The sequence below is a fragment of the Dyella sp. genome (assembly GCF_036568765.1).
Lineage (GTDB): Bacteria > Pseudomonadota > Gammaproteobacteria > Xanthomonadales > Rhodanobacteraceae > GSA-30.
In genome coordinates this window covers 1-19,209 of sequence record NZ_DATCRY010000030.1, presented here as the reverse complement: position 1 = coordinate 19,209, position 19,209 = coordinate 1, and the positions used below count along the sequence as shown (strand labels likewise).

At 61.7% G+C, this 19,209-nt stretch carries 16 protein-coding genes and 2 tRNA genes; 14 read left to right on the top strand and 4 right to left on the bottom strand.

Features of this window, described 5'->3' with window-relative positions:
- The 9 genes from VIM98_RS02980 to tgt all read left to right on the top strand — a co-directional run.
- Window positions 1-150 (top strand): response regulator transcription factor (locus tag VIM98_RS02980; protein ID WP_331991605.1); only part of this gene is annotated, 150 nt, incomplete at its 5' end.
- Window positions 151-752: 602 nt separating this feature from the next.
- A tRNA-OTHER gene (locus tag VIM98_RS02975) sits at window positions 753-821 on the top strand.
- Window positions 820-894, top strand: a tRNA-Phe gene (locus VIM98_RS02970). The genes VIM98_RS02975 and VIM98_RS02970 overlap by 2 nt, the downstream gene beginning before the upstream one ends.
- 376 nt (window positions 895-1,270) lie before the next feature.
- Window positions 1,271-2,389, top strand: a complete 1,119-nt coding sequence (locus tag VIM98_RS02965) for a slipin family protein (RefSeq protein ID WP_331991604.1) — start codon at window positions 1,271-1,273, stop codon at window positions 2,387-2,389.
- A 55-nt stretch (window positions 2,390-2,444) separates the two neighbouring features.
- Window positions 2,445-3,665, top strand: coding sequence for an RtcB family protein (locus tag VIM98_RS02960; protein WP_331991603.1), 1,221 nt, complete (start codon window positions 2,445-2,447; stop codon window positions 3,663-3,665).
- A gap of 75 nt (window positions 3,666-3,740) precedes the next feature.
- Window positions 3,741-4,949: a DUF3142 domain-containing protein gene (locus VIM98_RS02955; RefSeq protein WP_331991602.1), complete on the top strand. Its 1,209-nt coding sequence runs from the start codon at window positions 3,741-3,743 to the stop codon at window positions 4,947-4,949.
- Window positions 4,950-4,963: 14 nt separating this feature from the next.
- On the top strand, window positions 4,964-7,441 hold the full coding sequence (locus VIM98_RS02950; protein WP_331991601.1) for a hypothetical protein: 2,478 nt from the start codon (window positions 4,964-4,966) through the stop codon (window positions 7,439-7,441).
- Between the two features lie 69 nt (window positions 7,442-7,510).
- On the top strand, window positions 7,511-8,533 hold the full coding sequence (queA, locus tag VIM98_RS02945) for a tRNA preQ1(34) S-adenosylmethionine ribosyltransferase-isomerase QueA (RefSeq protein WP_331991600.1): 1,023 nt from the start codon (window positions 7,511-7,513) through the stop codon (window positions 8,531-8,533).
- Between the two features lie 43 nt (window positions 8,534-8,576).
- Entirely contained in the window at window positions 8,577-9,695 is a 1,119-nt protein-coding gene (tgt, locus tag VIM98_RS02940; RefSeq protein ID WP_331991599.1) for a tRNA guanosine(34) transglycosylase Tgt, read from the top strand.
- 100 nt (window positions 9,696-9,795) lie between these two features.
- Here the strand turns inward: tgt and VIM98_RS02935 are convergent, their stop codons facing one another.
- Entirely contained in the window at window positions 9,796-11,253 is a 1,458-nt protein-coding gene (locus VIM98_RS02935; RefSeq protein WP_414650180.1) for a porin, read from the bottom strand.
- Between the two features lie 257 nt (window positions 11,254-11,510).
- On the opposite strand from VIM98_RS02935, the gene yajC reads away from it, so the two are divergent.
- The 4 genes from yajC to VIM98_RS02915 all read left to right on the top strand — a co-directional run bounded on the left by yajC (window position 11,511) and on the right by VIM98_RS02915 (window position 15,440).
- Window positions 11,511-11,861 (top strand): preprotein translocase subunit YajC, encoded by a 351-nt coding sequence (yajC, locus tag VIM98_RS02930; RefSeq protein ID WP_331991597.1) that lies wholly within the window; start codon window positions 11,511-11,513, stop codon window positions 11,859-11,861.
- Between the two features lie 87 nt (window positions 11,862-11,948).
- Window positions 11,949-13,829 (top strand): protein translocase subunit SecD, encoded by a 1,881-nt coding sequence (secD, locus tag VIM98_RS02925; protein WP_331991596.1) that lies wholly within the window; start codon window positions 11,949-11,951, stop codon window positions 13,827-13,829.
- Window positions 13,830-13,844: 15 nt separating this feature from the next.
- Window positions 13,845-14,801: a protein translocase subunit SecF gene (gene secF, locus VIM98_RS02920; RefSeq protein WP_331991595.1), complete on the top strand. Its 957-nt coding sequence runs from the start codon at window positions 13,845-13,847 to the stop codon at window positions 14,799-14,801.
- Window positions 14,802-14,879: 78 nt separating this feature from the next.
- Complete coding sequence (locus tag VIM98_RS02915) at window positions 14,880-15,440, top strand: DUF4339 domain-containing protein (RefSeq protein WP_331991594.1); 561 nt, start codon at window positions 14,880-14,882, stop codon at window positions 15,438-15,440.
- Between the two features lie 172 nt (window positions 15,441-15,612).
- Here VIM98_RS02915 and VIM98_RS02910 read toward each other — a convergent pair whose 3' ends face one another.
- From VIM98_RS02910 to VIM98_RS02900, 3 genes are all read right to left on the bottom strand, one after another.
- A complete protein-coding gene (locus VIM98_RS02910; RefSeq protein WP_331991593.1) occupies window positions 15,613-16,716 on the bottom strand; it encodes a sterol desaturase family protein in 1,104 nt (367 codons plus the stop codon).
- 67 nt (window positions 16,717-16,783) lie between these two features.
- Window positions 16,784-17,503 (bottom strand): N-acetylmuramate alpha-1-phosphate uridylyltransferase MurU, encoded by a 720-nt coding sequence (gene murU, locus VIM98_RS02905; RefSeq protein WP_331991592.1) that lies wholly within the window; start codon window positions 17,501-17,503, stop codon window positions 16,784-16,786.
- On the bottom strand, window positions 17,500-18,516 hold the full coding sequence (locus VIM98_RS02900) for an aminoglycoside phosphotransferase family protein (RefSeq protein ID WP_331991591.1): 1,017 nt from the start codon (window positions 18,514-18,516) through the stop codon (window positions 17,500-17,502). The genes murU and VIM98_RS02900 overlap by 4 nt, the downstream gene beginning before the upstream one ends.
- Before the next feature lie 82 nt (window positions 18,517-18,598).
- On the opposite strand from VIM98_RS02900, the gene VIM98_RS02895 reads away from it, so the two are divergent.
- Window positions 18,599-18,973 carry a hypothetical protein gene (locus tag VIM98_RS02895; protein ID WP_331991590.1) on the top strand — a complete coding sequence of 125 codons (375 nt, stop codon included), beginning with the start codon at window positions 18,599-18,601 and terminating at the stop codon, window positions 18,971-18,973.
- The last annotated feature ends 236 nt before the right edge of the window (window positions 18,974-19,209 follow it).

The window sequence follows — 19,209 nt, the reverse complement described above, 5'->3', positions numbered from 1 at the left end:
GGCGAAGGTCTGTCGGCGACCGATATCGCTGCCCAGTTGAATCTTTCGCACGGCACGGTGCGAAATTATCTATCCGAAGCCATCGGTAAACTCGGCGTAACCAATCGCATCGAGGCTTATCGCATGGCGCGGCAAAAAGGCTGGTTATAAACATTCCATAAAAATAAATTAAAAAATACTTGCAGGACGACGCAAGTCGTCGTATTGTTCGCGCCCATGCCGCTAGCGGCACCATTTCATCGTCAGGAACTGTCATGCAACTGTTTATCGCTGACAACATGAAGCTGCACTGCCCGCGCCCATGCCGCGGCATGGTTGCGCTCGTGCTGCGCGATCGTCAGGTAAGCATGCACTGATCGACCTTTCATCCTTGCGGAGATCGGTCGGCCCGATCTCCCGAGGCAAAGCGAACGCCCTCGGGTTCCATACCGGGGGCGTTTTGTTTTGGGCGTTCGCAAAGGTGTATTGCGTTCAAAAGCATTGTGGATCGGTCCGGTATACCTGGCTCCGAAGCATCCGGCTGGACGGGAAGGCCGAGGAAAGAGCTTGGGTTTTTGCCACAGGCGCATAAGCGCTGCACCTGGATGCTTCGGTGCGGACGGCGCGGAACGATCGACGCAGGAGTTGTCGATGAATAATCGGCAATGCGGGTATGTGAGGGCAATTCGCTAGCGGTTCGGGTTCGAACGCCCGGCCGGTGCGCCCGGCTTTGCCGCAAGCGTATGCCGCGATTGCACAAATATACCCGGTAACGACGTTAGCTCAGAGGGTAGAGCAACGGGGAACCGTTGGTCGCCGGTTCAAGTCCGGCACGTCGACCATGGAAAGCTCAAATGGTCCGAGCATCGAATTAAACGTTCGAGTGTCGTGGGTTCGATTCCCACTCCATAACCAAATCAGGGCGAAAGCCCTACCGGGAAACGCCTCGTGCGTCGGGGAAGCGGCTACATCAAGGAAGGTGTGCCGGGTTCATGACGCAGCGAGGAGGTTGCCGGGCCGTCGTCCTTGCATCGGACCGGTCAAGGTGGCGCAGCCTTCGTCAGGGAGTGACGATGGCGGCTCTGCTTTGTGCTGCTGCGATAAAAGCACGGCGCGCTCTGCGGTCTCTTTGTGAAGAGGCGTTTCCGCCTAAAATTTTATATTCCCTGCGGCTCGTACGTTATATGCGCCGCATGGACGGTTATTGTCAAAAAAAGAGCGTATGCAATTGCCCGCGGCATCGCTTGGATAAAAGGCGGGTCTTATACCGGAATAAAAAAGGAGAATCCCCATGTTCTGGATCAAGCAGATCGTGATCGGCGACGGCGAGCGCGGCCTGCTGTACCGCAACCGTCGTGCCGAGCGCATTCTTGCCCCGGGCGTCTATCGTTACTTCGATCCGTTCGGCAGGATCGTCGTCGCGATGCACGATATGACCCGCCCCGAGTACGCTGGAGCGGACGCTGAGGCGTTGATGGCCGCCGGCTTGTTTGCCGGCTCGTTCCTGGTGGCAGATATCGACACCGACGAAGTCGGTCTCGTCTTCAAGAATGGCAAGCTCGAAGACATCCTGATGCCGGGAACGCGCAAGTTGTATTGGCAGGCGATGGTGCCGGTGCGGGTCGAGACCGTATCGCTGGCCGATAGCCTTTCGATTCGTGCCGACGTGGCCAACCGTCTGCGTCAGCTTGGCGTGATCGGCAAGGTGGCGATCGCCGTGGATGTTCCGGAGGAGTGGGCCGGCCTGGTATTCATCGACGGCAAGCTGCAGGGGGTGTTGGCGTCGGGCGCGTATGCGTACTGGAACTTCGGCAAGAACGTCACCGCCGAGGTGATCGACTTGCGCGTGCAGTCGCTGGAAGTGTCCGGTCAGGAGCTGTTGACGCGCGACAGGGTCAGCCTGCGCGTGAACCTGGCAGCGACTCTCCGGGTGGTCGATCCGATCGCTGCGCGTACGCGAGTGGCGAAGTATCTCGACTATGTCTATCGCGAGTTGCAATACGGCTTGCGAAAGGCGGTGTCAGCCAAGACCCTCGACGAGTTGCTTGGCGACAAGGCGTCGCTGGATGCGGACATCTTTGCTTATGTACGTGGACGTGTGGTCGAGCTCGGTCTGGAAGTGCAGGGCGTGGGTGTGAAGGACGTGATCCTGCCTGGCGAGATGAAGGACATCCTCAATAGCGTGGTGCAGGCAGAGAAAGCCGCCCAGGCTAACGTGATCCGTCGTCGCGAGGAAGCGAACGCGACCCGTTCGTTGCTGAACACCGCGAAGCTGATCGAGGGCAGTCCTGTGCTGATGCGCTTGAAGGAATTGGAGGCCTTGGAGAAGGTCACCGAAAAGATCGACAAGTTCACTGTGTTCGGTGGCCTCGACGGCGTGCTGAACGAGGTGATCGGGTTGAAGACGTAGCAAGCTTTGGTGCCGGACGGAATCGGCATCGAGGTCTTTTAGGGAAGAAATATTTATGAGCGAACAGAACTATCGACTCCTGCATGCCGCGGACAGCCGCATTCCGATCAAGGGCTGGGTCAACGGTGTGCCGGTAGACGCCAAGGCGCGCGAGCAACTGCAGCATCTGTGTGGGCTTCCATTCGTGGGGCCATGGGTGGCCGCTATGCCTGACGTGCATGTGGGCAAGGGCGCTACCGTAGGCTCGGTGTTGCCCACTCGCGGGGCGATCATTCCGGCCGCGGTAGGCGTCGACATTGGCTGCGGCATGGCTGCCGTGCGGACCACATTGAGGGCGAACGATCTCCCGGACAGCCTGGCGCGCCTGCGCGCGTCGATCGAGCGCTGCGTACCGGTGGGCAACGGCCGCGGCGGGGAGCATCGGCGCATGCCTGCGAGTGTCGATTCGGCGCTCGCGCGGTCCGGTCTGATCGAGCGCGTGGGAGCGATCAAAGCCAAGCATCGGCGCATCCGCACCGACAAAGTCGAGCAACAATTGGGCACGCTCGGCGGCGGCAATCATTTTATCGAACTGTGCCTCGACGAGAGCGGTGCCGTATGGGTGATGCTGCATTCGGGCTCGCGCGGTACCGGCAACCTGATCGGTACCTACTTTATCGAGCGTGCACGCGAGGAACTGTCGCGACGCGTGCTGGGCTTTCGCATACCCGACAAGGATCTGGCCTTCTTCATGGAAGGCGAGGCCTTGTTCGACGACTATGTCGAAGCGGTATCCTGGGCGCAGGACTATGCCCGCTACAACCGCCAGGTGATGCTCGAGCGCGTGCTGGCCGAGCTGCGTCGTCATCTGCCGAGGTTCCAGCTGGCGAAGATGGCGGTCAATTGCCACCACAACTATGTTCAGCGCGAAACGCACTATGGCGAATCGTTGCTGGTGACCCGCAAGGGCGCCGTGAGCGCGCGTGAAGGCGAGCTGGGCATTATTCCGGGCAGCATGGGGACGCGCAGCTATATCGTGCGTGGCAAGGGGCACCCGGAGAGCTTTCATAGCTGCAGCCATGGTGCAGGTCGTGTCATGAGCCGCAGCGCAGCGCGCGCGAATATCACGCTGGCGCAGCACCGTGAGGCGACGGCGCATGTCGAATGCCGCAAGGATGCCGCGGTGATCGACGAGTCGCCCGCCGCGTACAAATCCATCGACGCGGTCATGGCGGCGCAGCGCGACCTGGTTGAGGTCGTGCATACCCTTAGCCAGGTGTTGTGCGTCAAGGGCTGATGCCTCGCCGCTCCTTCGATCGGGGGCGGCGCTTTTTTGCTCTACCATGTAAGACGTTAGTAATGGAGGTCCGGCATGGAAGAACACTGGGCGGTGTCCTGGCGTAAGAACGGTATTGTGGCGCTAATTGCCGGCCTGCTGCTTTTGGCCGGCTGTGGCCGTCCTCCGCGTACGTTGGAAAGCGACGCCTATGTCTGGCAGCGCCATTGGACGCCCTCGCTCGTCGCATCGTTGCGACAATCCGCGGCCGATATACGTGCCTGGCGTGTGCTTGCCGCGCAAACCGACGCGGGTGGCCGTTTGCAGTTTTTCTCCCCCGATCGCATGGCACTGGCAGCGACCGCTCGCCCCGTGGTGCTGGTCGTGCGGATCGACGGTCAGCTGGCGCACTGGGACGAAGCGATGCTGTTGAACCAGGTGTTGGCATTGCGCGAGCGTTGGCGAGGAATGGCGGTGGCCGGCGTAGAAATCGACCATGATTGTGCCACCGCGCGCTTGCCCGCCTATACGCAGTTCCTGGTTCGACTCAAGAAGGAGCTCGGCGATCTTCCGCTGACGATCACCGCGTTGCCCACCTGGCTGGATTCGCCGGCGCTGGACGATCTGCTCGCCGTACCCGATGAAGCTGTATTGCAGGTTCACGCCGTGCAATCGCCGCATGCGGGCCTGTTCGATCCCGTGCTGGCAACGGAGTGGATCCGGCGCTTCTCGTTGCGTACGCGCCGACCATTCCGCCTGGCGCTCCCGACGTATGCAAGCCGGGTCAGCTTCGATGCCGATGGCCGCGTCCTGGGGGCGGAGAGCGAGGTGCCTAATCTTGCCGGCGGAGTGGCTTTCAGCGAACTGGCGGCATCGCCGGATGTCGTCGCCGCCTTCGTTCATGGTCTGCGCCAACGGCCGCCAGCGCACTTGGTGGGATTGGTCTGGTTTCGTCTGCCCACGGGCGAGGACGTGCGTGCGTGGAGCTTGCCGACCTGGCGCGCCGTCGTGGGCGGTTTACCGCTATCCTCGAGGCTGTCGGTGCGAGTACGCGCGGGCACGGTCGCCGGCACGCTCGATGTGATCCTGCGCAATGACGGCGATACCGATGCGGCTTTGCCGGCAACCGTGCGATTGCCCGCCGATTGCCGCCTGGCCGATGGTGTCAACGGCTACGTGCTGGCGACATCGACGGACGGTTCGGTCCTGCGCAAGCAGCAGGACGCGTGGTTGCCACCGCGACGCGAACGTGCCGTTGGCTGGGTCCGTTGTGCCAGCGAGCGGCCCGAATTGAGAATCGAATGACAGGATAGTTGTCCATGTTCAAGCACAAGGTGGTCGCGATAAGTGGTTCATTCGTTCTGATCGGTGCGCTCGCGTGGGCCTGCGGTCCGATGTTTCCCAATCAATTGCTCGACGATCGCGCCGCGACATTGAAGGCAGCACCGGTTAACAGCTTCGCCTTCGAGGCGGCGCGCTGGCTTCCGGCGACCGACTCGCTCAAGCCGGTTGAAGCCGATACTTCGGCTTATGCCGATAACCGCAAAGTCAAGCCCGATCTGGGCATCGACGATGCCCAGCAAGCTATAGTCGATGCTATGGGCAAAGCAGCAGACGACGATGCTGCTTACGCGGCTGGCGCCGGCTTGCCTGAAGACGTGCGTCTCTATGCGCTGGGCGCTTTGCAATTTCACCGCGCGCTGAATGCTTGCGGTCGGTCGGACGACAACGGCCCGGCCGACGCCGCGTCTTCGCCGGCACCCTATGGCGATGTCCCGGCCGATCCCGCCAGTGAGCCCCGTTGGTGCCTGAGGGCGGATCGCGGCGATCTGGACGAGGCTGCGGCAAGCTTCGCCAAGGTTGTCGCATTGCCGGCGGAACAGGCGCGGTTACGTTCGGTCTGGGCGGCTTACATGCTCGGTCGCATCCATGCTTTGCGTGCCTTGATCGCGGCGGGCGACGCTGCTGCCTTCAAGAGCGAGCGTGACGCCGCAGCCAAGGCATTCGAGCTCGCCCGCACACGTGCCGTTGCCGGCGCTTCCGACACGCAAGGCCTTGGCGTAGCCAGTTTCGGCGAGCAGGCGCAACTGTATCTGTACGCAGGCGACAAGCGCTGCAGCTGGGGCGACTTCTACAATGCGAGCGATTGCGCCCGCGGCGTGACACCGGCCGATCTGAAACATGCCATTGCGCTATATGCGGCGCAGGCCGGCCATGGCTCGAACAACGCGGTGCGCTCGTTGCAGCAGATCGCCTATACCGCGATGCAAAGCCCTGATCTGATCAAGGGCCTGGTGGATGGCCCCGTGTCGCAGCGCATGCTGGTGGCGTATGCATTGGCGCGCGGCCAGGAGGGTATCGATTCCGGCGATGCGGCACCTGCCGAATCCAGGCCGGACGCCGCGCTGGTGGGGCTGGTAGATGCCATTTCGGCGCTGCCGGCTACGCCGGTCGAAGGCACCGATCGCCTTGCCGTACTGTGCTATCGGGCCGGCCGTTACGATCTGGCCGCGAGGCTGATGGATAAAGCCAGTAGCCCACTCGCTAGTTGGCTGCGTGCCAAATTGGCCTTGCGTCGCGGCGACCTTGCCGCAGCGGCGAGCGCTTATGCCGAGGCTGCCAAGGCTTTTCCGGCAGCGAACGATCCCAAGGCAAGTATCCAGGCCTCCAATACACAGCTGATCCTGGGCGAGCAGGGCGTATTGGCGCTGGCGCGTGGCGAATATATCGAAGCGATGCGCCATCTTTACGATGCCTCGCTGCGGCAAGGCGGCGACGGCAACGAGTATGCATACGACGACTCGCTCGATCCGGAACCCTCCGGATATGGCTATGGCAACGACATGCGCTATGTCGCCGAGCGCGTGCTGACAGTCGACGAGCTGAAAGCCTTTGTCGATGCGCATGCGCCAGCATCGCCCGCACCCGCGGCCAGCAAGGATGCATCGTCGAACGGCTATGCGGAAGCGCCGCTGGCCGATCATCTGCGCTGGCTGCTCGCACGCAGGTTGATGCGCGCTGGTCGTTATGACGAGGCATTCGATTACTTTCCCGCCAGTGGCGATCCCCGCTTCGGTGACGTTGACCTGCGCGCGAAGGCGCGCGAGTACGCCGAGGACCTGCATCAGGCTCAGCGGCGCTGGACGGACATCGGCAAGGCCGAGGCTGGCTATGCTGCAGCCGTTATCGCACGCGAGCAAGGCATGGAGTTGCTCGGCTACGAACAACTGCCTGACTTCTTGGACAACGACGGTGCTTATCCCGGCGGGAGCGGTCAGGCGACTAAGAGCCTTGAGCAGTCCTTTGTCACCGATGGCGAGCGCCAACGTTACCGCGATAGCCAGGCCAAACCCGATCTGCGCTTCCACTATCGCTATGTTGCGGTGGACCGAGCGTCGGCGGCGGCCGATTTGCTGCCGCCGCGATCGCAGGCCTTCGCCGCCGTGCTGTGCAAGGCCACTGGCTGGATGCTGGAGGGGCCGGGCGACGGGTATAGCGATTATGCGGAGGAGCCACCGAAGGAGGCATCGGAAACCGAGCGTGAGCGGAGGGCAAAGGCGCTGTATCGGCGGTACGTTAAACAAGGCCCTTATGTGCCGTGGGCGACAGAATTTGGCCGTGCCTGCCCGGAACCGGATTTCGACAAAGCGCGCGAACTGAAGAGGACCCAGCAAGTCAGGGCGATCGAACACACCATACGCCGCCATCTGGTCTGGGAAATCGCAGGGCTTGCGCTGATCGCTTTGGCGGCAGGCGGATGGGTGGTGCGGCGGCGAAAGAAGGCGCCATCTGCCTGATGAGGGCTGGCGGCGGGCCAAGCGAGGGGCTTTGCGCGATAATGCGCGTTCGATGACACAGATATCACCGTGAAAAAGTCCGATTTCGATTTCGACCTGCCGCCGGAGTTGATTGCCCAATCCCCCTTGGGCGAGCGTTCGGCCAGCCGCATGCTTTGGCTCGATCCTAAGGCCGGCCTGCGCCAGGACCGTATGTTCCGTGAGCTGCCGCAGTTCCTTCGCCCAGGCGATCTGTTGGTATTCAACGATACGCGTGTGCTACCGGCGCGCCTCTATGGCCGTAAGGAAACAGGCGGCGCGGTGGAGATCCTGATCGAGCGTGTCACCGGCGCGCACGAGGCGACGGTGCAGTTAGGCGTAAGCAAAAAGCCGCGCGACGGTTCGACGATCGAACTGGCCGACGGCAGTCAGGCGACCGTGCTCGGGCGCGATGGCGCATTTTTTAAATTGCGTTTCGAGGCGTCCGAACCGTTGGAAAAGCTGCTGTTGCGGCTGGGCGAAATGCCGCTGCCACCGTATATCGAGCGGCACGCCGACGCCAGCGACATGGAGCGCTACCAGACCGTCTTCGCGCGCGAGCCCGGTGCGGTCGCCGCACCCACGGCGGGGCTGCATTTCGATGAGCCGATGCTGGAGCGATTGCGCGACATGGGCGTGGAGTTCGGCTACGTCACGTTGCACGTGGGTGCCGGTACCTTCCAGCCGGTACGCGCCGAGGAGATCAAGGATCACCAGATGCACCGCGAGTGGCTGAATGTCGGTGCGGGCCTGGTCGAGCAGATCCGGCGTACACGTGCCGCAGGTGGGCGGGTCATCGCGGTGGGCACCACGGTCGTGCGGGCGCTGGAAAGTGCGAGTCGGGACGGTCAGGTACAGCCCTTCGCCGGCGAAACGCAGATCTTCATCTTTCCGGGCTACCGGATCACCAGCATCGACGGCCTTTTGACCAATTTTCACCTGCCGCAATCGACCTTGCTGATGCTGGTCTCCGCCTTGGCGGGCCGGGAATTCGTGCTCGATGCCTATCGCCATGCCGTGGCGCAGCGGTACCGGTTTTTCTCCTACGGCGATGCGATGCTGATTCTCGGTTAAGCGGCCGCGCGCGGCCGGGTGTTAAACAGGCGATAATGGGCCAATGACTCCCTTGCAATTTTCCATTTCCGCCACCGATGGCGCGGCGCGTCGTGGCCGTGTCACGCTCAACCACGGCAGCGTGGAGACCCCGGCCTTCATGCCGGTAGGTACCTATGGCTCGGTCAAGGCGATGACGCCGCGCGATATCCACGATATCGGTGCGGAAATCATCCTGGGCAACACGTTTCATCTGTTCCTGCGCCCTGGCCTGGAAGTCGTGGAGCGGTTTGGCGGCCTTCACCGCTTTATTGGCTGGAACAAGCCGATCCTTACCGATTCGGGCGGGTTTCAGGTGTTCTCTCTGGCCCATAAGCGCAAGATCACCGAAGAGGGCGTGACCTTCGCGTCGCCGGTGGATGGCTCGAAGGTATTTCTGTCGCCTGAAGTGTCGATGCGTATCCAGACCGTGCTCAATTCGGATATCGCCATGATCTTCGATGAGTGCACTCCCTACCCGGCAACCGAAAAGGTCGCGCAAACCTCGATGGAGCTCAGTTTGCGCTGGGCGGAGCGCTCGCGTCGCGGCTTCGACGAGCTGCAGAACCCCAATGCACTGTTTGGCATCGTGCAAGGGAGCACCTATGAGTATCTGCGACGCCGCTCGGCCGAAGGCTTGGTGCAGATCGGGTTCGATGGCTATGCAGTGGGTGGTCTCGCGGTCGGCGAGCCGGAAGCCGAACGCAACCACACACTGGATTTCACTGTGCCGCTATTGCCGGCCGATCGTCCCCGCTATTTGATGGGTGTGGGCCGGCCGGAAGATATTGTCGAGGCGGTGCGGCGCGGCATCGACATGTTCGATTGTGTCATGCCGACACGCAATGCACGCAACGGCTTTCTATTCACTGCGGAAGGCACGCTGCGCATTCGCAATGCCAAGTTCATCGACGATACGCGAGTCATCGAGGAGGGCTGCGATTGCTACGCCTGTGCCAACGGTTTCTCTCGGGCTTATCTGCGCCATCTGGATCGCTGCAATGAAATTCTGGGCAGCCAGTTGGCGACGATGCACAATCTTCGTTATTACCAGCGTTTGATGGCTGGGCTGCGCGATGCTATTGCTGCCGGTTCCCTGGACGACTTCGTCGCTGCCTTCTACGCGGCGCGCGCCAAGGCTTAGCGACTTTTGCATGTTGTGCTAGCAGATAGCGCGTAACTCCCCGCAAGCGTTCACCCCTTCCCAGCCGCCCCTGCCAGCAGGGGCGGGGCAAAACGCAAGCTCAATAATTCACCTGCAACTGCATTCGAAGCAGATCGCCCTTCACCCGCGTATACGGCGCAGCGGTGAGGTTGGAGCGGCGCATATTGGCGTATGCCACGGCGATCTCCAGCGCCGATGAGGGTCGCCATTCCACGCCCACTTCGGTTTCGTCGAGCAGGAACCGCGGTGCATTGGTGTCGAACTTCGAAGCGCCGCGGAAGGTCTGCCATTTCACGTAGGGAATCAGCGAGCCGTAGCTGCCGTCTATCTTGTACATCGCCTGCACGTAGCCGCCGCGCAGCGAGCGGCTACGAATCCGGCGCTCGGCCAGGTCTAGCTCCGGACCGCGTCCGACGGTCCATTCGGCTTGCAAGCCGAACGGCTGCGGGTAATAGATGAAATGGGCCGCCACGCGTTGATCCAGCGAACCGTTGGCCGGAGCTGCGTCCACAGGCGTGAAGGTCTGGCCATCGACGGCGATGGAGGTCGGCGGGCCGACCTTGAAGCGGCCGGTATACGCACTGGCACCGACTTCCACGTATTGGCCGTTGGCGAGTTTGAATGGGTAGGTGAAGTGGGCAACCGTGTGCAGGCTGTTGTTCTGCTCGCTGCGATTGGCACCCTGGCCGTTATAGAAGCCGAGGCCGAACACGCCGTAATCGCCCGAACCCTTCAGACCCGACTGCACCAGGTACTTGAAGCGCTCGGCAACCGGTTTGGGCGTGTAGTAGAAAATCAGGCCGATATCGCGCTCGTCGCGTACACCGCTGTTAAGCGCGTCGGCACGGTCCGGTGCGATTCGGTTTTGGCTCGATTGCAGGTTTTCCCAGCCATAGGGGATCTTCGACTGGCCGGCGCGTACGCGCCACTCCTTGTCCCGGTCGAAATAGATGTCCGCATAGGCGTCCCGCAACTGGCCGAAATGCGTGGTACTCGAACCGCTCGGCGTGCTGGCAAAATCCGGCTGCAGATACAGCGACACGTAATCGTTGAGGTCGCCGCTGATGACCAGGCGGGCACGGCGAATGCCGAACCCCTGATTGTTGCCGATGAAGCGATCGCCGGGCGCGCGCAGGAGGCCGGCGTCGCCGGACAGTTCGTGGTTGTAGCGCAACTGGGTGTACCCGCGCAGGCTGATGCGGTCGTACCACTTCTTGGCGTTATCCGTCTTAGCCGTCGGGGTGGGCGATCCGGTTCGGGCGACGTCCGCGGTTGTCGCCGGCATCCTGCCGTCTGCTGGGGAAGGTGAGGCCGCCGGTTGGGGAACCGTCGCTGCCGCTTGCTTGTCTTCTATGCGGGCGAAGGTGCCGAGCCGTTCGCGGCCCGGGCCGGGCTGGGCGAAGATCTGCTGGGTCTTGCGGTCGACATACAGCTCCACAGTCGCGGTCGGTGCGGTTTCGGCCATGGCGTTGGCACCCATGGTCCAGAGGAACGTGGCGAGGGCTTTTTTCTTCACGCGGGCACCTTTCTGGGCCATGGCCTGACGTTGGGAGTGCGGGGTTCGAGGAGCGGCAGATATCTAATCGCAAGAAATTGCGATTCATGCGTTAACCTTAGCCAGCCCCTATGTCGGTTTTGTGACAGCGCCTGCGCGCCGTCACAGTGCCGATTAGCGGGAGGCGACGGTGCCGATGCCCGCCATGCACGTATTCAGGTCGCATGGCATAATCGGCGATCTTTTTCATGGCGCCGGCAAAAAATCACGCCGGTGCCGCTACTTGCGAGACGATCACGATGAGTTTGCCGATGTCCTTCCTGCTGGCCCAGGCCGCCGCTCCGGCTGCCGGTGCCCAGGCACAGAGCCCGACCGGCCTGCTGAGCTTCCCGGTCCTGATGATCCTGATGTTCGGCGTCATGTACTTCATCATGATCCGCCCCCAGATGAAGCGGCAGAAAGAGCATCGCGCCATGCTCACGGCCCTTTCCAAGGGCGATGAGGTGGTTACCAATGGCGGCATTGCCGGCCGTGTCGACGAAGTGGGGGAGACCTTCGTTACCGTCGAGATTGCCTCGAACGTGAAGGTCAAGGTGCAGAAGGGGGCCGTGTCGCAGGTGCTGCCGAAAGGGGCGCTGAAAGCCGACTAAGGTTTTCGAGGCGGCCTGGCGCCGCCGACTACGGTGCAATGACGCTTTTGCCGCAGCCTGATGCTGCGGCTTTTATGGATTCAAGGCATGAGTGATTTTCCACGCTGGAAATATGCGCTGGTCGCGGTCGTACTGATATTGGGCGTGGTCTACGCGTTGCCCAACGTCTTTTTGCCGGTTCAGGCCGTACAGATCACCGCGAACCACGAGGCCCCGGTCGACCAGGCGCTGCAGCAGAAAGTGGTCGCGGCGCTGACGCAGCAAAAGATCGCCTACAAAGACATCAATATCAGCGCGGATCACTTGACGGTGGGCTTCGCCAACGGCGACGTGCAGAAGGCCGGTGCCGATGCGCTGCGCCCGGTGCTTGGCGACGACTACACCATCGCCTTCAATCTGGAATCGAGCGCGCCCAAGTGGCTGCGTGCGATCGGCGCCAACGCCATGCCCCTGGGCCTGGACTTGCAAGGCGGCGTGCACTTCCTGATGGAAGTGGATCAGAACGACGTGCTGGACAAGAAAGAAAACAGCTACGCCGATGATATCCGCGCGTTGCTGCGGCAGAAGAACATCCGCTACGACTCGGTCAATCGCAGCAGCCAGCGCGGTCAGGGCATCAATATCGTGTTGCGCTCGGCCGATGACCGTACCGCGGCGTCCAATGCGATCGCGACCGAGTACCCCGATCTCAACGTCAAGGACGGCCCGAATACCGGCGATCGTTTTGTCGCTAATGCCAGCCTGAAGCCGGAAAAACTGCGCGAACTATCGCAGAACACCATCCGCCAGAACCTGGGCACGCTGCGCAACCGTATCAATGCGCTGGGTGTATCCGAGCCGATCATCCAGCAGCAGGGCGACAGCCGCATCGTGGTGGAGCTGGCTGGCGTGCAGGATACCGCCGAGGCGAAGAAGCTGATCGGTGCGGTGGCTACGCTGGAATACCGTGCAGGCATCGGCTTCCCGGGCAATCCGCGTGCGATCGAGGCTGCGCGTACCGGCAATATTCCGCCGGATGCGAACCTCTACTACATGCGCGACAGCAAGGCGCCGGTCCTGGTCAGCAAGCGCGCGATCGTTACGGGTGACGAACTGGTCGATGCATCGTCCACCTTCGATCAACAGAGTGGATCGCCGGCCGTGGCCGTGACGCTCAATTCCACGGGCGCGAAAAAGATGCAGGATTTCACCACCAACAACGTCGGTCAGCCGATGGCGGTGGTGTATATCGAGCGCGTGGTCGACACCAAGATCGTCGACGGCAAGGAAGTTCGCACGCCGACGGTGACCTACTCGGTGATCAACGATGCGCGCATCAACGGCGTGTTCGGCAAGAACTTCCAGACCACTGGCCTGGCCAGTGCCAAGGAAGCTTCGGGTCTGGCACTGCTGCTCAAGGGCGGCTCGCTGGCTGCGCCGGTCGATATCGTACAGGAGCGCGTGATCGGTCCCAGCCTGGGCGCCGACAACATCGACAAGGGCCTGAAGGCCGTGCTTATCGGTCTTGGCCTGGTTCTGTTGGCTGCCGCGATCTACTACAAGCTTTTCGGTCTTGTCGCCGATATCGCGCTGTTCTTCAATCTGGTGATCCTGCTGGCGGTGATGTCGATGATCGGCGTGACTCTGACCATGCCGGGCATCGCCGGTATCGTGCTGACGCTAGGTATGGCGATCGACGCCAACGTGCTGATCTGCGAACGCGTACGAGAGGAACTGCGCAACGGCTCGACACCGCTGGCTTCGATCCGTGCCGGTTATGACAAGGCCTGGGCAACGATTCTCGATGCCAACGTGACCCACTTGATTGCAGCGCTCGCGCTGACCACGATGGGCTCGGGTCCGATCAAGGGCTTCGGTGTGACACTGCTGATCGGTATTCTCACCTCGATGTTCACCTCGGTCACCGTGACGCACGCGATCACCGCGCTGATCCACGGCAACCGCAAGCTCAAGACCCTGTCGGTCTAAGGGGCATAGGGACTCATGGAAATTTTCAATCCCCATAGCAACATCAACTTCCTGGGCATGCGCAAGTTCTCCATCGGGCTTGCCATCCTGCTGATCGTTGCCTCGGTCGCTTTGATCGGTGTGCGCGGTCTGAACTACGGCCTGGACTTTACGGGCGGTATTTCGGTAGTTGCCGATTATCAGCAGCCCATAGCGATCGGCGATGTGCGTCAGGCACTGAACAAGATCGGTATCGAAAACCCGACCGTTACCAGCTTGGGCGGTACGCGCGAAGTCTCGATCCGCATCCAGCCGACAGCCGCCATGCTGGACGAGAAGGGCCACGTGAACCTGGATAAAGTCGTGGCGGTGCTGCAGCCGGCATTGAAGGCACAGCGCCAGGATGCGGCAATTACCAGCCGCGACTACGTCGGTTCGCAGGTCGGTGACGAGCTGCGCAGCGATGGCATCATCGCGGTCATCATGGTGATCGCCGGCATCATGATCTATTTGTGGATCCGCTTCGAATGGCGCTTCGCCGTAGCTGCGCTGATCACCGAAGTACACGACGCCCTGGTGACCGTGGGTATCTTTGCGCTGACCCAGCGCGAATTCGACCTGACCGTGCTTGCCTCGGTGCTCGCAGTGGTGGGCTATTCGATCAACGATAAAGTGGTGGTATTCGATCGTATCCGCGAACTGTTTCGCCTGGCGCGCAAGGCTGAGCCGGAAGAAGTGCTCAATCGCTCGATCAACAGCACGCTGTCGCGAACCATCATCACCTCGCTGTTCACCGGCATCACCATGGCGGCGCTGTACTTCTTCGGTGGTCCGGTGGTGCATGGCTTCGCCATCACCATGCTGATCGGTATCGTGGTCGGTACGCTTTCGTCGATCTTCGTGGCCAGCCCGATCCTGCTTTGGCTGGGCGTGTCGAAGAAGGACCTGATGCCCAAAACTCGCGAGAACCCGGAGCTGGCGCGCCGCCCTTGAGCGGTACGCCATACTCAGATCAGGAAGCCCGGTTCGCGCCGGGCTTTTTTTTTAGCCAGGCGTTTTGGAGTAGAGGGGATGACTGAAGCGTCATGGCACTTTCAGGACGGAGATAAGTCCGCTGGTCCGGTAAGTGCGGCAGTCATACGGCAGAAAATTCAGGCGGGACAGATCCGACGTGGCAGTTTGTTGTGGCGGGAAGGTACCCCCGACTGGTTGCCGGCGGAACGGACCGAATTCCTGCGCGATCGGGATTCGCCGTTGAACAACCCCTATGCACCGAGCGTGTCTTGCGATGCTTCCGGGTCGCCGGGCATGTTTCCGGTGCCGGCGAGTGCGGCCTGGATCATGGCCTTGGCGCCGCTGGCGCTCATACCGTTGAGCTATGTGCCTTATACGGGTTTTGTCGGTGTTGTCCTGTACGTCGCGTTGTCGTTATGGGATCGCCGGTTGATCAAGGCTGGAGGGCACGAGTCCTCGCTGGCACTCCTTTGGCCAGTGTTGCTTGGCGGGCTCGGCGCGCCGGTGTATTTGTTCTTGCGTGCTTCTCGTATCGATCGTCAGTGGGCCTATGCCGTGGTTGGCCTGCTGACGGCCGTGGTGTTTCTGATCGACACGTTAGGGCGGATAGCGCTTTGATCGTGAGCCGATGGAGACGGCCTTGGCTGCGGGCGACTTTGAGGAGCGAAAAACACTTATCCAGTAGGAACGGCCTCAGGCAAGGCTATGCAGGGCGCGGCCCGACCGGTCGCGGCTGAAGCCGCTCCTACAAGGTGGTCAGGTTTTTTAGCAGCTCACTTTCGCAGACACGTCAGGTCGACTGTGTCGCCTCGCTTGCCATAAGCGGAGCCTCTTCAGCTCGATCTTCACGTTGCGGGTGGTGTCCCACCCCATGCGCTTCCCACTCGGTGACGGGGATGGGTCGATAACCCTCGCCGAACGCCACTTCGCCAAGCTTCCAGCCTGCAGGACGGCGCACTGCACCCCAGAAGCGCTTGAGTGCGTTCCAGTGCAGGCCTAGCAGACCGTGATTGTTGTCATCGTCTACCAGCGGGTCACCTACGCCGGTAGGCCGTACGGGCTCGCCATAGAGCGCCGTACCGAACAGCACGTCCCAGATCGACAACACCTGCCCGAAATTGCAGTTGTGCAAACCCGGCCGATCCGGATCGACCAGCATGTGGTGCAAGCGATGAAATTTCGGATCGACGAAAATCCGGCCAAACACACGGCCAAAGCCGAGGCGCACATTCGTGTGCGAAAAATTCTGCACCAGCTCGCCAAGGAGCATCAGCCAGGCGAACTCATCCGGTTCGACGCCCATCACGATGCCAACGACCGCCAGGATGATCGACTGGATGAAGCCGTCCACCGGACTGCCGCGATCGTTAGTCCAGCAACTCATCTGACGCGTGCTGTGATGCATGCTGTGCAGCGCCCACCACCAGGGCAGGGCGTGCTGCAAGCGGTGCATCCAGTAGTACACGAGGTCGTAAACGATGTAATAGACGAAAAACAGCAGATAGGGGTGCTGGGTGAGCACCGGGAACCAGTGCGTGATCGCTAACGGAGAGGCGCTGGCATCGCTGGGGCCTGTGTCCTGGCCGGCGAAATAATTAACCAGCGGCGTCAGAATCAGAAAGCTGAAGAGCGGAAAGATGCCCACCAGCATCATCACCGTGTACTGGAAATCCACCTTGGTCAGCTTGCGATCCTGCCACCGTTCCGCCGGTGCCAACGTTTCCAGCGGACGGAAGACGAAGCCGATAATGCATAGCTGCAACGTAGCGATCAACAGTGCCGCAGCGATGTCGTGCGGATCGCCCGCAAGGCCTTCCAGATGCAGGATATGCAGCACTGGCACCACGCCATGGGTGCTGAACCAGGCTACCAGTTGGGACCACAACTCGGACATTGCCGTACCGTCAAAGAAATCCAATCACATACAAGCCGAAGGATACCGCGTCGCCATCGGCAAGGCTTCAGCCGCGAGATGTTGCGTTCAGGGCAGCGTCCAGCGCGGCCAGGCGTTCGGGAGTGCCCACATCGGTCCAACTGCCCGTGTGGTGGCTGCCTGACACGGCGCCATGGCCCATGGCTGCGCACAACACCGGCGCAAGCTTGAACCGCGGCGGTTTCATGGTGCTTTCGGGGGTGTCGCCAATGGCATCGCGCCAGCCGGCGAATAGCTCGGGCCGATAGATCCCCACGCCGCTGAAGGTCAGCTTGCGGCTGCCGCCTTTGTCCTGCACCTGATTGGCGGGTCCAAGTATGAAATCGCCGGCGGGATGATGGGCGGGATTGTCGACCAGCATCAGATGCGCCAGGCCCGCGGGCGCGGAGGGCAGGGTGGCGAAATCGGCATCGGTCCAGATATCGCCATTGACCGCAATGAAGGGTTCGGGCCCCAGCAGGGGCAGCGCATTGAGCATGCCGCCCCCGGTTTCCAGTGGTGTGGGACCTTCGTAGGCATAGCGGATGCGCAGGCCCCAGCGTGAGCCATCGCCCAGTGCTTCGGGAAATTGTTCGGCCAAGTGCGAGGTGTTGATTACGACATAACGAACGTCCGCCGCCGCCAGCTTTTCCAGATGCCAGACAATCAACGGCTTGCCGCCGACACTCAGTAATGGTTTGGGTGTACGGTCGGTCAACGGACGCATGCGTTCGCCAAGGCCTGCGGCGAGAATCAGTGCATGTCTCATACGGCGAGCGGCTCGCGCAGGTCGCGCGCGCTAGCATGGCGCTCGAGCAGTGCGACGAATTCGGCCAGCTCGTGATAACGACCGGCCACGGTGACGATGTATTGGTAGACACGTGGCAGATCGTTCAGATAACCGCGCTTGCCATCGCGATACCAGAGCCGGCAGAACAGGCCGAGCACCTTGATATGCCGTTGCAGGCCGATCAGGTCGAACCAGCGCTGGAAGGTATCCGAGTCGATGTCGTCGCCAATCAGGCGGGCTTCGCGCAGGCGCATGCGGTAATTTTCCACCCAGCCTTCTACGCGTTCGCGATCCCACACGATATAGCAGTCGCGCAGCAGCGAAGCGAGATCGTAGGCAATCGGGCCGACCAGGGCTCCCTGGAAATCGATGATGCCCGGCTGGCCGCCTTGCTCGGCAATAAGCAGATTGCGGCTATGGAAATCGCGATGCACGAAAGTACGCGGTTGTTCCAGCGCGTTGCGTAGCAATACTGCGAATGCCTGTTCCAGCACATCCCAGTCGTCGCACGTCGGTGCGTGGCCCAGGTGCTTGCCCAGGAACCATTCCGGCATGATCTCCAATTCGCGGCTCAGGAACGCATAGTCGTACGGCTGCATGCCGGCAACGTCGACATGCAATTGCATGCGCAGCAGCGCATCCATGGCATCGCCGTACAACGTTTCAACTGTTTGTTCGTTCAGCGCGGGCAGATACAGCTGCGAGCCCAGATCCTCGATCAACAGCAGTCCCAGCTGCAGATCCGTCGCGTATACCGCTGGCACGTGCACGCCGGCGGCTGCAAGGCGCGCGCCCATTTCCAGCCATGGGCCAGGATCTTCCTGGGCTGGCGGCGAATCCATGACGATCCAGCTGCGATCCGCATGTTCGGTGCGCCAATAGCTACGAAAACTGGCATCGGCAGACGCCGGAACCAGTTCCAGCGTCGGGTCGCTCAGGGCGGTGCGCGTCCAGGCAAGGCGTGTTGCGGCGCGGTCGGAAGTGTCATTCATAAGGATTCAGCTTACCGCCGAACCGGCCCGGCGCAAGCCGTGCAATTGTCTAACATCGGGATCGGCAACTAGGATACGGATCATGATCGGTCTGCCCACGCCACTGCTGAGCCGCCTCCGCCGCCATCGCGGTCTGTGGGCGCTGGCGATGGCAGTGCTGCTGATCAAACTGATCGGCGGCAGCATCTGCCTGGCCGATGCACCGAGTCCGGCAATTGCGGCGACTTCGCAGACAGCGGCCATGGTCGCGATTGTCGATGCCGTCTCTTCGAGCGACGACGGCTGCCTTCTCGGCGAGGGTGCAGGCTGCCATTGCACCTGCCTGCATTCGGTAGCCATGCCGGTCAGCGCCACGCTGGCCATCCTGCCATTTGCGCCGCGGCTGGACTTACCTGCGGTTTACTTCGGCATCGTTCCTGCCGCACCGGGTTCCTTGCTGCGACCGCCTATCGCCTGATCGACGCACGCCTCACGCGCCCGTAAACCACGTGCGCTTGTTCGATCGTCTTTCAGGAGATGCACCATGCGACCTTATCGTGCGGCCCTTATGGGGGCCGCTCTAATGCTTTACGCCGTGGCCGCCGCCGCCGCGGCACCGGTGTCCGATACCGCGTTACGCGAAGCCGTGCGTGCGGTGTGGGCCGCCAATCCCGACGTGGAAATGGCTCGCGCCGAGCGAGATGCGGCGCGTGC

Excerpts from the sequence above, each read along its gene's own strand:
- VIM98_RS02935 (WP_414650180.1), bottom strand. The coding sequence starts at position 11,253 with ATGGCCCAGAAAGGTGCCCGCGTGAAGAAAAAAGCCCTCGCCACGTTC.
- VIM98_RS02900 (WP_331991591.1), bottom strand. The coding sequence starts at position 18,516 with ATGAATGACACTTCCGACCGCGCCGCAACACGCCTTGCCTGGACGCGC.
- secF (WP_331991595.1), top strand. The coding sequence starts at position 13,845 with ATGGAAATTTTCAATCCCCATAGCAACATCAACTTCCTGGGCATGCGC.
- tgt (WP_331991599.1), top strand. The coding sequence starts at position 8,577 with ATGACTCCCTTGCAATTTTCCATTTCCGCCACCGATGGCGCGGCGCGT.
- murU (WP_331991592.1), bottom strand. The coding sequence starts at position 17,503 with ATGAGACATGCACTGATTCTCGCCGCAGGCCTTGGCGAACGCATGCGT.
- VIM98_RS02950 (WP_331991601.1), top strand. The coding sequence starts at position 4,964 with ATGTTCAAGCACAAGGTGGTCGCGATAAGTGGTTCATTCGTTCTGATC.
- VIM98_RS02955 (WP_331991602.1), top strand. The coding sequence starts at position 3,741 with ATGGAAGAACACTGGGCGGTGTCCTGGCGTAAGAACGGTATTGTGGCG.
- VIM98_RS02960 (WP_331991603.1), top strand. The coding sequence starts at position 2,445 with ATGAGCGAACAGAACTATCGACTCCTGCATGCCGCGGACAGCCGCATT.
- secD (WP_331991596.1), top strand. The coding sequence starts at position 11,949 with ATGAGTGATTTTCCACGCTGGAAATATGCGCTGGTCGCGGTCGTACTG.
- VIM98_RS02965 (WP_331991604.1), top strand. The coding sequence starts at position 1,271 with ATGTTCTGGATCAAGCAGATCGTGATCGGCGACGGCGAGCGCGGCCTG.
- VIM98_RS02895 (WP_331991590.1), top strand. The coding sequence starts at position 18,599 with ATGATCGGTCTGCCCACGCCACTGCTGAGCCGCCTCCGCCGCCATCGC.
- VIM98_RS02915 (WP_331991594.1), top strand. The coding sequence starts at position 14,880 with ATGACTGAAGCGTCATGGCACTTTCAGGACGGAGATAAGTCCGCTGGT.
- VIM98_RS02910 (WP_331991593.1), bottom strand. The coding sequence starts at position 16,716 with ATGTCCGAGTTGTGGTCCCAACTGGTAGCCTGGTTCAGCACCCATGGC.
- yajC (WP_331991597.1), top strand. The coding sequence starts at position 11,511 with ATGAGTTTGCCGATGTCCTTCCTGCTGGCCCAGGCCGCCGCTCCGGCT.